Origin of the sequence: Candidatus Koribacter versatilis Ellin345 (assembly GCF_000014005.1) — a bacterium.
GTDB lineage: Bacteria > Acidobacteriota > Terriglobia > Terriglobales > Acidobacteriaceae > Korobacter > Korobacter versatilis_A.
This window is the reverse complement of the sequence record NC_008009.1, coordinates 2,685,497-2,698,203: the sequence shown is the minus strand read 5'-3', so window position 1 is coordinate 2,698,203 and position 12,707 is coordinate 2,685,497. Positions and strand designations below refer to the sequence as shown.

The window sequence follows — 12,707 nt, the reverse complement described above, 5'->3', positions numbered from 1 at the left end:
CCTAACTCCTAACAACCTAACTCCGGTTTCGAGATTCCTGCGTCCCGCGCCCTCCTGCTGCAATCCAACCAGCTAGAATGAACTCAATGCAGCGCGTTTACCTCGACAACAACGCGACCACGCCGCTCCTCCCCGAAGTGCTGGAGGCGATGCAGCCGTATTTCCTCGGACAATTCGGCAATGCGTCGTCCATCCACCAGCAAGGCCAGCAAGCGCGGGCCGCGGTGGAGCACGCGCGCGAGCACGTCGCGGATCTTATCGGTGCACGTGAGGCAGAGATCGTTTTCACCAGCGGCGGCACCGAGGGCGACAACCTCGCGCTCTTCGGCCTCTGCAAGCCGGGCGACCACCTGATCATCAGCACGATCGAGCACCATGCGGTGCTGAACTCCGCGCAGCGCCTGAAAGAACTCGGCGTAGAAGTCACAGACGTTCCGGTAGACGGGCAGGGAATTGTCGATCCTGACGCGGTAAAGCGTGCGCTCCGCGCAAATACCAGGCTGATCAGCATCATGCTCGCGAATAACGAAACCGGTGTTGTACAGAACGCCGTAGAGATTGGGAAAATCGCCGCCGAAGCCGACGTCTATTTCCACACCGACGCCGTACAGGCCATCGCCAAGATTCCCGTCGACGTAAATGAGATCCGCTGCGACCTGCTGACCCTCGCCGGACATAAGATCCACGCACCGCAAGGAACAGGCGCGCTCTACGTGCGCAAGGGTACGATCCTCGATCCACTCTTTTACGGCGGCCGTCATGAGCGTTCGCGACGTGCGGGGACGGAGAACCTACCGGGGATTGTCGGACTTGGCAAAGCCGCGGAACTTGCGATGGCGTGGTTTGAGAATGACGGTCCAACTCGCATGGCAGCGCTTCGCGACCGCCTCGAACAAACGGTCGTCAGCCAACTCGATCAACTGACGGTGAACAGTGGCAGCGCCCCCCGAGTGCCGAACACCACGAACGTGTCTTTCGATGGAATTGAAGGCGAAGCTATGGTGATCGCGCTCGATCTGAAGGGCCTTTCTGTCTCCACCGGCGCGGCGTGTTCATCGGGCGCAATCGAACCTTCGCACGTACTGACCGCCATGGGCCTTACTCCCGAGCAGGCGCGGGGAAGCATTCGCTTTAGCGTAGGCAAGCAAAATACCGAGGCTGACATTCAGTTCGCCCTGGAGCGGGTGCCGGAAGTGGTCGCGAAATTGCGCGAGCTGAGCCCGGTTTACAGGAAATAGCTCGTCCGCCGATATTTCGCTCTTTCAGATTTGTAAATCTGCCTTACCCCTGACAACCGGCAGCATGGAATCAGGCTCCCATCCAGCAGCTTCCCTTGTTCCCCACAATGGAGATGCACGATGCGCGTACCACGCCTGTTGGTCCTCCTGCTACTTTGGGTGTCGCCAGTCTTCGCCCAGGTCACTTACAAAGCCTCGTTCTACACTTCCAGCGGCACTCCGGGATACAGCGCGCTGGCCGATTTCAACCGTGACGGATATCCCGACATGGCAATCGTCAACTCCGGCACGATCGACATCTTCTTCAACGATCACAGTGGAGGCTTCGGCGCTTACACCAGCTATAACTCACCCAGCGGTGGCCCCATCATCGCTGTTGATGTGAATGGCGACGGTTGGCCCGACCTTGTCATCGCGGGTGGCGGGGGCACCGTGCTTCTGAATAACGGCGACGGCACCTTCCGTCCAGGAACCGCTCCCACGACCAAAGCGCCCGCATCTTCCTTCGTCGCCGGCGACTTCAACAAAGACGGTAAAGTGGATCTCGCCGCCGTGGAAGGGACCCAGATCGAAATCCTGCTCAACAACGGCAGCGGCACTTTCCATTCTGGCCAAGTGCTCGCAATGGCGGGCGGCTCTTCCAACGCAGTCGTCGGTGATTTCGATTCCGACGGTAACCTCGATATCGCCAATGTGGAAGCCGTTAAGACCTTGGTCTGGTGGGGTAAGGGCGATGGCACCTTTGCCGCTCCGCTACAGATTGCACGACCGAATAGCGACAACCTTAGTTCCATCGCTGCCGCCGATTTCAACAACGACGGACTTCCCGATCTCGCGGTCAGCAGCAACGGCGGTGACTCTAATTGCGATCCCAATAACGGCCCCATCTGCGGCACGACCACTGCACATATTTACAAGAACCTCGGCGCAAGAAAGTTCGCCCTTGTGCCGCCCTCGTACACCATGGGGCCCGCGCACGATGGAACGCTCTTCGCCGTCGATCTTGATGGCGATTTGAATCCCGACCTGGTGAACCTCTTCAACGCCGCAGGAGTCTACAGCGGAGATCTCAGTTATCGTGCCGGGAAGGGCAACGGAACGTTTGGGGATGAGCTGTCGATTGACTCGCCTTCAGCCATTGACGTCCAATTCCGCGACCTTAATCTCGATTCGCGGACTGACGTGGTCGTACCGGAATATTTCCCCAGCAGCGAGGTTAACGTCTACCTCGCCACCAGTGGTTACAAGAACTGCACCGGGGCTAACTCCGCGGCTCTCCACGCCAAGGTCTGTGCGCCTGCCAACAACGCAACTGTCAGTTCGCCCGTTCTCATCACCGCAGCCGGCAACTCGCCGATAGGCGTCCAGCGCCTGGAGGTATGGGTAGACGGCAAGAAGGTCTACCAGAAACTCGGGGATCAGATGAACAAGCGCATCCCCATGACGACCGGGCGCCATCGCGTTGCAGTCGTCGCCGTCGACAAGTACATCGGCACCAGCAGCACGGTCGAATACGTGAACGTCCAGTAGGTTTACCGATCACGTCAGTAGGAGGCGCTCACAACAGGGGCGCCTCTTCTCTCTTGTAGCCAGCATCCGCTTTAGCCTCGGCGAGCAGAACACGGCCGCACGATGTGGAGTTTGCCCTGGGACACGTCCCGGAACTCGTGGCTAAGCTGCGCGAATGGAATCCCTTCTACCGCAAGTAAGTACGTCTTGCCATGCCGAGCGAAGTTGCGCACGACGCGTCATCCGCGTTTTACATTGCAGCGCGAATATATCTTTTGTAATTCTCACGTAGGCGCGGCAACCAGCTGTTCACGACTGCTCTCTACACCAGCAGCTCACCCTCTGTTCCCAGCGGAGATCGCCATGCGATTGCTTCACATCCTTGCTGCGCTCGTCGTTACGGCCGCGCCGCTCGTCGCCCAGGTCACTTACAGTTTCAGCAATTACCCAACCCAAGGCCCGGCCAATCACATGGTGATTGCCGATTTCAACCGCGACGGCTACCCCGACATGGCGATCGTCGTCTCAAATCCGAATGTGGTGGACGTGTACTTCAACGACCACACCGGTCATTTCTCCAATTACACCGCTTATCCCACTGGCGATTTCGGCTGGGCCCTCGCCCTCGACGCCAATGGTGACGGCTGGCCCGACATCCTGGTCGCCTCCACCGGAACGGGCAGTACGACACTGCTCCTGAATAACGGCGACGGTACCTTCCGCACGGGAACCGCGCCCATCACCAAGGCGCAAGCCAGTCAGTTCGTCGCCGGAGACTTCAACAAAGACGGCAAAGTGGATCTCGCCGCCATCGAGGGCAACCAGATCGAAATCCTGCTGAACAACGGCAACGGCACCTTCCATTCCGGGCAGATGCTCGCAATGGCGGGGGGCACCTTCAACGCCGTGGTTGCCGATTTCGATGGTGATGGCAATCTCGATATCTCGAATGCCGAATCGAACAAGTTCCTCGTATGGTGGGGCAAGGGAACAGGAGCCTTCGCAGCGCCGTTGCAAGTACCGGCGCCAACCAGAGGCAGCCTGTTTTCTGTGGCCACCGCCGACTTCAATAACGATGGCCTGCCCGACCTCGCCGTCAGCAGCAATTACAATCCGGGCAACTGCGATCCCACGGGCGGACCCTGCGGCACCACCACGGCTCACATCTACAAGAATATGGGCGGCCGCAGCTTCAGCCACATCAGCTCTTACCAAATCGGTGATCGCGAAGGCGGCGTGCTTTCCACCGCGGATGTTAACGGCGATCTCAACCAGGACATCGTGGATGTCACCACCGCAGGCGGCGTTGACAGCGGCGTGTATTCCTATCGCCCCGGTAACGGAAACACCACCTTCGGCGCCGAGCAAACCATCACCGGCGGCTCTGCGTTTGAGATTGTCCTCCGCGATCTCAATCACGACTCGCGCGCCGACGTCGGTATCCCTTCCTTCTTCCCCGGCGGCGAAGGGGACGTAGGCCTTGCCACCAGCGGCTACAAAACCTGCACCGGCGTGAGTTCGGCATCGCTCAACGCGAAGTTCTGTGAGCCTCAAGGCGATGCGAATGCCACTCCGTCCTTTTACGTGATGGCAGGCGGCGATTCTCCCCTCGGCGTGCAGCGCCTCGAGATTTGGGTAGACGGCAAGAAGATCTACCAGAAGCTCGGCAACCAGTTGTACAAGAAGATCACGCTGAGCGCGGGCCGGCATCGGCTTGTGGTCGTGGCAGTCGACAAGTACGTGGGCACCGCCAGCGCAGCGGAGTACGTGAACGTGCAGTAGCTTTCAGATGGGAGGCATCTCGGTGGGTGCCTCCTCATTTCCCCCAAAGCGTCGGCCCGTATAGTTGCGATGCCGCAACTACAGTTGCAGAAGTCTGCAACTGTCGCCCGGCACGTTTCGCGATTCTGCTTGACCCCTTCGTAGCGCCGAATTACTATCCGGCGCAGTTGGCTCCGGCCAATTCCCCCCAATTCCGCACCAGAGCGATTTTGATCGCTGGTGCAGGCCCATATGTAGCCAGGTTGCGCGCTTTTGCGCGCGCCCGGCGGTCAGCGTTTTTCGTAAATTTGACCCTCGGCCCCAAAATTTTCAAGTTCAAGCAGGTAGATGTGAAAGTTCGTCTCTCAGGCAGCAACCTTTTGTGGATGTCGTCCGCCATGCTGGTGTGTCTTACCTTCAGCAATCCAATCGGAACACACGCCGCGCCGCAAGCGTCGGGAAGCAGCGCATCGTCCGTACTCGAGATGGACGTCATTCCGCGAACCCCCGAACGCCTCGCCCGCGGCCAGTATCTCGTCGAAGGACTGCTGCAATGCCCGGCTTGTCACTCCGAGGTTAATTTCGGCAAACGTCCGCCGGAACCCATGCCCGGCGCAAAGCTCGGCGGACACATCTTCGCAAACGCTGAACTCGGATTGCCGGAGCCGAACCGCATCGTCGCGCCGAACATCTCATCCGATCCCGAGTATGGCGCCGGCACGTGGAAAGACGCAGACTTTGTTCGCGCTCTCCGGCAGGGTATCGGCCATGACGGCCGCACGCTCTTCCCGCTCATGCCCTACGAGTTCTTCCGCCAGCTTTCCGATGAAGACCTCGCCGCGGCGATTGTTTACATCCGCTCGCTGCCGCCAGTTCATCACGAGCAGCCGAAGACCTTCGTCACCGAAGACCTGAAGAAAACCTACAAGCCGTTTCCGATGCCAGCGTCCGTCGCTGAGCCGGACCGCTCCGATCGCGTGGCCTACGGCAAGTACTTGGCGACCGCCGGACATTGCGGCGCCTGCCACGACGGCTACGACGACAAAGGCGCCCCCATCCCCGGCATGCAATTCTCCGGCGGAGCCCCGCTCACCGGCCCATGGGAAGGTGGCGAGAAGGTCATCAGCGTGAACGCTGCCAACCTCACGCCCGATCCCTCCGGCATTGGCTACTACAACGAGGCGATGTTTATCGAAGTCATCCGCAACGGCGGATTCAAGGCGCGTCCGCTCTCCAACATCATGCCGTGGTCGTTCTTCCGCAACCTCACCGACGACGATCTCAAATCCCTTTTCGCGTACCTGCAGTCGCTGAAGCCCGTTTGCCATCACGTGGATAACACCGAAGTCGCCACCTACTGCAAGAAGTGCAAAACCAAACACGGTTTGGGCGAGATGAACGAGGAGACGCTCACGGCAAAATGAAGTTTGAGCTAGTCGCCGCATTGTGTTAGCGGTTAAGAAATGCAAACTGTTCTAATCGCCGGCGCCTCGGGCGTAGTCGGGCGCCGCGCGCTCGATCAACTGCTTGCGTCTGCTAACGTCGATCGCGTGATTGCCGTCGGGCGCCGTGCGCTGCCGATGCAACACCCCAAGCTGCTCTCACAGACTGCCGATCTGAACGATCAATCCGATCTCGTTGCTAAGATTCCGGAGCAGGTTGACGTCGCGATCTGTTGCCTTGGCACCACCATCAAGGCTGCCGGATCCCAGGAAGCGTTCCGTCGGGTGGACCACGATGCCGTGCTGACCTTCGCCGAAGCCGCGCTCGCCAAGGGCGCTCAGCGGTTTCTTCTGGTGAGTTCCATCGGTGCGAATGCCAGTTCAGGAACCTTCTACCTCCGCATTAAGGGCGAGACGGAGGCCGATCTCGCCAAGCTCGGCTTTGCGAACCTGACCATTCTGCGACCGTCGTTCATCGATCCTCAAGGCGAGCGGGGAGACAACCGATGGGGCGAAAGGCTGGTGCTCCCGGCGGCGCAATTCGTGTTTTCGCTGGTCGGGAAGCACGGCCGTTATGCGCCCATCAAAGCAGAAACGGTTGGCCGGGCACTGGTGACTCTTGCCTTCGATGAGACCAGCGAGCGAGTGCGGATTTTAGAAGGGAAGAAGCTGTTTGCGGCGGGTGAATGAACGGTTAGCGATAAAGGGTACGCGACGATTGACGGTTTCCGTCAACGCGTAAAAACGACAATCATCGCTGTCATCACGATCGCAACAAGCAATGCAACGATTAATCGAGTTCGCCGCGCCCGCGGACCGTAGGCCTTCATCCGAAGAATTCGTAGCTCACGCCGCTTGCTCCAACTCACGAAACGCTCATGTTGCGAGAGGTCGGCCGGCGTGAGGCCGCGTTTCGCGACCTCGGTATCGACCGCGACCGCAGCTTCGGGCGTTAGATGGCTTCGGTCGCCAGCTACCTCGAGCAGTTGTTCGTCGTCGAGATGTCCGTACTGAGATTGGAAGTCGGTTTCCATTTAGGACGCGGGAGTAATTGTGAACGAAACGCGCCGAAGACGCCAGTAACACCCGAAGAATGGGCAGGCGCGCTCAAAACCCTTTAAAATAGAAGCATCAGGTGCCAGGGCGGGGAACTCCAATCAATAACTCACTCTGTGCCCTCTGTGGTGAAAAGAATTTGAACAAAAGCGAGACAATCGCGGTAGCCATGTCGGGCGGTGTGGACTCTTCCACCGTCGCGGCCATGCTGCGCGCTGAGGGCTACAACCTGGTCGGCTTGACCATGCAGCTCTGGAACCAGCGCCGCCTCGCCCACCACGAGGGCTTTGGAGAGCCCGGCGTGGGCCGCTGCTGCTCGCTGGACGACGTCTACGACGCCCGCCGTGTCGCCGAGACCCTTGCCATCCCGTACTACGTGGTGAATCAGGAAGACCGCTTCGAGCGCGACGTGGTGAAGCCGTTCGTGGAGGACTACCTCTCCGGCCGCACCCCGATCCCGTGCAGCCTCTGCAATAACCATCTCAAGTTCGACCAGCTTCTGCGCACCGCGCAGCAGATCGGCGCCGAGAAGATCGCCACCGGCCACTATGCACGCAACGATTTCAACGCGCAGACCGGACGCTGGGAACTGAAGCGCCCCGCCGACCGCGCCAAGGACCAGACCTACTTCCTCTTCGGCCTGACCCAGGAGCAGCTCAGCCGCACCCTGTTTCCGCTCGGCCACAAGACCAAGCCCGAGGTCCGCGAGGACGCGAAGAACCACGGCCTCAAGCTCTTCGAGAAGCCTGACTCGCAGGAGATCTGCTTCATCCCCAACGGCGACTACAAGAAGTTCCTCGACGCCTATCTCGAGGAGCAGGGTGAGTCGTTACCCGATACATCGGGCGAGCTAGTCACCAGCAGCGGGGAAGTCGTCGGCCACCACACGGGCATCCACAACTTCACGGTCGGCCAGCGCAAGGGCCTCGGCGTTGCGACGGGCAGCCCGCTTTACGTGATCGAGCTGCGTGGCGACAAGCGTCAGGTAGTCGTCGGCAACAACGACGAGCTCCTCACGCGCAACCTGCGCGCCAAGCGCATGAATTGGATCGCCGTAAGCGATCTCGCGCAGCCCATGCGCGTCCACGCGAAAATCCGCCACAAGCACGAGCCCGCCTGGGCCACAATTGAGAAGACCGGCGACGACGAAGTTCTGGTCACGTTCGACGACCCGCAGCGCGCAGTTACGCCCGGGCAGGCCGTGGTGTTGTACGACGGCGATGTGGTCGTGGGCGGGGGATGGATCTGCTGAGGCTCCGGTGTCGAAAACCTTCAAAGACAGCTCTATCAGAAAATCCAACGACGCGAAGATCACCGTCACCGAAAGCGCGGACGGTACGTTCAATATCTCCCTTAACAACAAAGTCGTTGAGCGTGGGATAAGCGACCGTTTTCTTGATGAAGTTGTGTGCGGCAAATACGGATTCTGCGGAAACGAATTGCTCTCGATAAAACATGATCTCGAAGTCAGAGGCCAAGCAACGCTCGATACTTCCAGCCCGCACGATCTGACGGCGGAGAGGGACTCTGAATGAACCGGGTGTTCGCTTTTTTGTTAATGCTCGTTGCCCCACTTTCCGGGGCGCAGACATCTGAGACGGGTTTTCTGAACCGGTCCGTCACCGTTGAAGGGACCGAGTTCCGCTATGTGGTTTACGTTCCCCGCGACTTCAACCGCGCCACCGCATGGCCGATCCTTGTTGCGCTTCATGGCGGAGGCGAGTATGGCGACGACGGCATCAAGCAGACTGCCGGGGGCGTGGCCACTGCGATCCGTTTGCATCCCGAGCGCTTTCCGGCGATTGTGATCTTCCCCCAGGCGCACGCCGACCATACGCCCGGGTGGCAGCAGAAGGGCGGTGAGGCAGCACTGGCCGCAGTGGACAAAGCAATCGCCGAGTTCCACGGTGATCCTGCACGCGTCTATCTCACCGGCCTCTCGGCGGGTGGCAATGGAACCTGGTATATCGCCTCTCATCATGCGGAGCGTTTCGCCGCGTTGCTGGTGGTGAGCGGCTTCGCGGGACAATTCAAAGGAAAACAAAGCGGCCTGGATTACCCGCCAGTCTTCCCGGAAGCACCAGATCCGTACGCTGCGGTCGCGAAGAAAGTCGCGGGATTACCGACTTGGATTTTCCATAACGACGGTGATCCGAATGTTCCGGTGGACGAGTCACGACGGATGTTCAGCGCTCTGAAAGCTGTGGGCGCAAACGTACAGTACATCGAGCTTCACGCCGACCAGCACGATGCCTGGACGGCAGTCTATGCGCGAGCTGATGTGTGGGCGTGGCTGTTCCAGCAAAAGAAACCGTAACTCGTCGAAGAAGAGTTCGAGCTCGTTTCCTCTATCCACAAGTATCGAGAGGATCACAGCATGCCGGGTGCCGGGTGCCCGTCGAGAGGTTGTGCACGATGACAGCCACTCGCGACGCCGTTGATCGGCGGATAGCATGTCCGCCTGAATCGCGTCCGTTCGGACACGGTGTGCTTGAGCGGACACGAAGAGCGAGGTCGGGTGCCCCCATGTCCCGCGATTTTCGGGACATGGGAAGACGATCAACCTGGCTCGCTTGTCGCGTCACCCCCCTATTCACGCGTGCTGAAGCTCTACGCAGTCTCAAGCTATACTCTTGCGCGTAGCGCCTCATGAGCCGTCCGGACACACTTCGTTTTCAAGGCACCACGTCTCCCGGACGCAGCGGCAGGTGGCTGCAGCAACTCCTCTGGTGGACGATGCTGGTGTCGTCCGTCGCTATCGCGCTGTACGGCTCCTACTATTTTCTCGTCCGGCCCAGCGACGCGCACTTCGCTCACTACATCCTTCCTCTGCGCCTGCACATCGCCGGTGGTATTGGCGCGCTCTTGATCGGCCCTTGGCAGTTCTCGACAAAGCTTCGCGCGCGCGCCCTCAACTGGCATCGCTGGTTAGGACGGATCTATCTCTTGTCGGTCGCCCTCGGTTCAATTGCCGGGTTCGCAATGGCGTTGGTGTCCAAAGAGGGGATCGCCACGCACTGGGGCTTCGGCGTTCTGGCCGTATTGTGGTTCTTCACTGGACTGCGAGCCTACCTCACCATCAGGAGCAGAGACGTCCGGGCGCATCGGCGCTGGATGATCCGGAACTTCGCGCTCTCGCTGGCCGCCGTAAGCCTCAGGAACTATCTGCCCCTGATGCTGTTCGGCTTCCACTGGTCGTTCCACGTCGCCTTCATCGTCGTTGCCTGGTTGTGCTGGATCCCGAACCTTCTCATCGCCGAATGGATCATTCAACGTACCCGCCCAGCGGAGTCGACACTCGCTGCTTGAAACGGGAATCAGGGGGAGGCCTAAAGCGTCCCCGGTTTCCTCGATCTCCCTCCTAGCCCCCTTGTCCTCTGCGGTTGAACGCTTTTGTCAATCCCCACCAAACGTGGGATCGGTGCGCCCCATCACCGCGCTCTGCATCCCCCGTCACATCTTTCCACGACCCAAATCCCTATCCTGTCTCCCTCCGGCACAAACTGGGCTCGACGACCTTCTAGGCTCAAGGTCCCGTTTCCCGGAGATAAGTTGTTTGTTTTCAAATTTATACCTCTAAACCCTTGGGGCTCAAATTTTTACGAGTTTTCCACAGCGTAAGCTGCTGAAAACAAAATACAGGGGGAGGGGGGTGGGGGGACCAGGGGCGCCCATGTCTCACGTTTTTCGAGACGTGGCAAGAACTCCGGCGCATGACAATAGGTTGTAGTTCTGGCTGCTATCGCTCATCGACCCTCGCGCGTAGAATCCTCCGCGGGTTCCTGTTCTCAAGCCCCGCGCTTGAGGTATTCGCCAGGATTAGCCCCGACAACTCGCTTGAACGCCTTACTGAACGCAGCGTCGGATTCATAACCGACCGACCGGGCAACGTCAATGAGCTTCTTGTCGCGCTGCTGTAGTAACTGCATCGCCTTCTGCATCCGCCACTCGGTTACATATTCCAAGGGTGTTTGTCCGAGTAGTTCTTTAAAACGGACTGCGAATGCGGAGCGCGACATGGTCGCCGCAGCGGCCAGGGATTCGACGGTCCAGGGCGTACTCACACTGTCGTGAACGGCATTCAGGGCAGCGCCTACTTGAGGATCGAAAATTGCACGTAGCCATCCTTGGTTGCGCCACTCCCATTCCGACGCGATATGCGCCCGGAGTGCCTGGATGAACAGAACCTCGGCCAGTCGAGTCGCCACGACTTCCGATCCCGGCGCCTGTTCTGCCATTTCTGAGGCCAGCGCCTGCATTGTCTTGTGAAGTGCAAGCGTTCGCGCCTCATCGGCTTTAATCAGAATGAATCTCGGCAATAACTGAGTGATCGGCTTCAGGTTGGCGCGATCGAAACTCAAGGACCCGCAGACGATTGTCGTCGGTGCGCCACCGCCTCCGTAATGAGCGACATTGCTTTTCGCCCTGGCCCCGATCTCGCGGAAACTCAACCTCGGACGCGTTCGCAGGCTGTCGCGCATAACGATCGAAGTCCCCCGGGCCAGCAAAATGCAATCACCACCGGTGAGGGGAATCGGCTTCGGAATCCCTTCCACACTCAGCCAGCAGTTCCCGCGCGACAGCATGGCGAAGTGCGCCAAATCTGTGGGTGAGTGGGTTTTGTCGGAAGCTGTGACTTTTTCTTCGGCCCGCTTCTGTATCAAGCCCCACGGAGCTGTAGCTTCGAGCCTGTGCTGACCGAAAGCGGTTACGTGCATCGTTCTGAAGATGTCAGTTATCGGATCCAACGTCGCCTCTTAGTTTGGACGAATAGACAAAACATCAGGACTTACGAGCAGTTCTCGTCCACCGTCAAGGAAATCTACTCTTCTGTATGGATGCTACACATCTATCGAAGGGAGCAGTCATGGGAAAGCTTGAGGGTAGGGTTGCAGTCATCACTGGAGGATCGAGCGGCATGGCGCTGGCGAGCGCCAAGCGCTTCGTTGAAGAAGGTGCCTACGTTTTCATCACGGGTCGGAGGCAGGAACAGCTCGATGAGGCCGTCAAGCTGATTGGCCGGAACGTGACCGGCGTGCGCGGTGACGCGGCCAATCTCAACGACCTCGACCGCCTGTTCGAAACAGTCAAACGAGAAAAGGGCAAGATCGACATCCTGTACGCGAGCGCCGGTACGGGCGAGTCCGTGCCCCTGGGCGAGATTACCGAGCAGCACTTCGATGCGGCCTTCGGCCTGAATACGCGCGGCACGCTGTTTGCAGTTCAGAAGGCGTTGCCGCTGTTCAACGATGGCGGATCGATCTTCATGACCGGGTCGGTTGCTTCGGTGAAAGGGTTTCCTGGTTACGGCGTGTATGCGGCGAGCAAGGCGGCATTGCGCTCATTTGCACGCACCTGGCTTAACGAACTTAAGGGCCGGAATATCCGGGTAAACGTGCTGAGCCCGGGGCCGATCGCCACACCAATGCAGGACCAAGTCCTCACCGAGGAGGCGAAGCAGATGTTCGAATCCCTGATCCCGCGGGGAAAAATGGGGCGTCCTGAGGAAATTGCGACGGCCGCGCTGTTTCTTGCTTCGGACGATTCGAGCTTCGTGAATGGGGTGGACTTGTCCGTCGACGGCGGCTTCTCGGCCATCTGAAATCGCGGATGCCGGTGAGTGCAGGATCGTCTTACCACTAACGATCTTCGTCCGCGTTCGGTAACAATCGCAAACTTCGACAAACGAAAAAGGCCGCTT

Annotated in this window: 12 protein-coding genes; 10 read left to right on the top strand and 2 right to left on the bottom strand. The window is 59.3% G+C overall.

The window, feature by feature from the left end; genetic code table 11:
- The first annotated feature begins 86 nt into the window (after nucleotides 1–86).
- The 5 genes from ACID345_RS11730 to ACID345_RS11710 all read left to right on the top strand — a co-directional run bounded on the left by ACID345_RS11730 (nucleotide 87) and on the right by ACID345_RS11710 (nucleotide 6,640).
- Complete coding sequence (locus ACID345_RS11730) at nucleotides 87–1,238, top strand: cysteine desulfurase family protein (protein WP_041855655.1); 1,152 nt, start codon at nucleotides 87–89, stop codon at nucleotides 1,236–1,238.
- 120 nt (nucleotides 1,239–1,358) lie between these two features.
- Nucleotides 1,359–2,768 (top strand): FG-GAP repeat domain-containing protein, encoded by a 1,410-nt coding sequence (locus tag ACID345_RS11725; protein WP_011523076.1) that lies wholly within the window; start codon nucleotides 1,359–1,361, stop codon nucleotides 2,766–2,768.
- Nucleotides 2,769–3,110: 342 nt separating this feature from the next.
- Complete coding sequence (locus ACID345_RS11720; RefSeq protein ID WP_011523075.1) at nucleotides 3,111–4,529, top strand: FG-GAP repeat domain-containing protein; 1,419 nt, start codon at nucleotides 3,111–3,113, stop codon at nucleotides 4,527–4,529.
- Between the two features lie 329 nt (nucleotides 4,530–4,858).
- Nucleotides 4,859–5,932, top strand: coding sequence for a c-type cytochrome (locus ACID345_RS11715; protein ID WP_148210092.1), 1,074 nt, complete (start codon nucleotides 4,859–4,861; stop codon nucleotides 5,930–5,932).
- 39 nt (nucleotides 5,933–5,971) lie between these two features.
- Nucleotides 5,972–6,640, top strand: coding sequence for an oxidoreductase (locus ACID345_RS11710; protein WP_011523073.1), 669 nt, complete (start codon nucleotides 5,972–5,974; stop codon nucleotides 6,638–6,640).
- A gap of 41 nt (nucleotides 6,641–6,681) precedes the next feature.
- Here ACID345_RS11710 and ACID345_RS11705 read toward each other — a convergent pair whose 3' ends face one another.
- Complete coding sequence (locus ACID345_RS11705; protein WP_041855654.1) at nucleotides 6,682–6,984, bottom strand: hypothetical protein; 303 nt, start codon at nucleotides 6,982–6,984, stop codon at nucleotides 6,682–6,684.
- A gap of 161 nt (nucleotides 6,985–7,145) precedes the next feature.
- Here ACID345_RS11705 and mnmA point away from each other — a divergent pair, with 161 nt between their 5' ends.
- From mnmA to ACID345_RS11685, 4 genes are all read left to right on the top strand, one after another.
- Nucleotides 7,146–8,258 (top strand): tRNA 2-thiouridine(34) synthase MnmA, encoded by a 1,113-nt coding sequence (mnmA, locus tag ACID345_RS11700; protein ID WP_011523072.1) that lies wholly within the window; start codon nucleotides 7,146–7,148, stop codon nucleotides 8,256–8,258.
- 7 nt (nucleotides 8,259–8,265) lie between these two features.
- The gene (locus tag ACID345_RS11695) at nucleotides 8,266–8,541 is read left to right on the top strand and encodes a hypothetical protein (protein ID WP_041855653.1); all 276 of its coding nucleotides are present in this window, start codon (nucleotides 8,266–8,268) and stop codon (nucleotides 8,539–8,541) included.
- Entirely contained in the window at nucleotides 8,538–9,323 is a 786-nt protein-coding gene (locus tag ACID345_RS11690; RefSeq protein ID WP_011523071.1) for a prolyl oligopeptidase family serine peptidase, read from the top strand. Before ACID345_RS11695 ends, ACID345_RS11690 begins: the two co-directional genes overlap by 4 nt.
- A 332-nt stretch (nucleotides 9,324–9,655) precedes the next feature.
- Entirely contained in the window at nucleotides 9,656–10,315 is a 660-nt protein-coding gene (locus ACID345_RS11685; protein WP_011523070.1) for a DUF2306 domain-containing protein, read from the top strand.
- Nucleotides 10,316–10,794: 479 nt separating this feature from the next.
- On the opposite strand, the gene ACID345_RS11680 is transcribed toward ACID345_RS11685, so the two are convergent.
- Entirely contained in the window at nucleotides 10,795–11,754 is a 960-nt protein-coding gene (locus ACID345_RS11680) for an AraC family transcriptional regulator (RefSeq protein ID WP_083763726.1), read from the bottom strand.
- A 119-nt stretch (nucleotides 11,755–11,873) separates the two neighbouring features.
- Between ACID345_RS11680 and ACID345_RS11675 the strand changes: the two genes are divergently transcribed.
- Nucleotides 11,874–12,608: an SDR family NAD(P)-dependent oxidoreductase gene (locus tag ACID345_RS11675; protein ID WP_011523068.1), complete on the top strand. Its 735-nt coding sequence runs from the start codon at nucleotides 11,874–11,876 to the stop codon at nucleotides 12,606–12,608.
- Nucleotides 12,609–12,707: the final 99 nt, after the last annotated feature.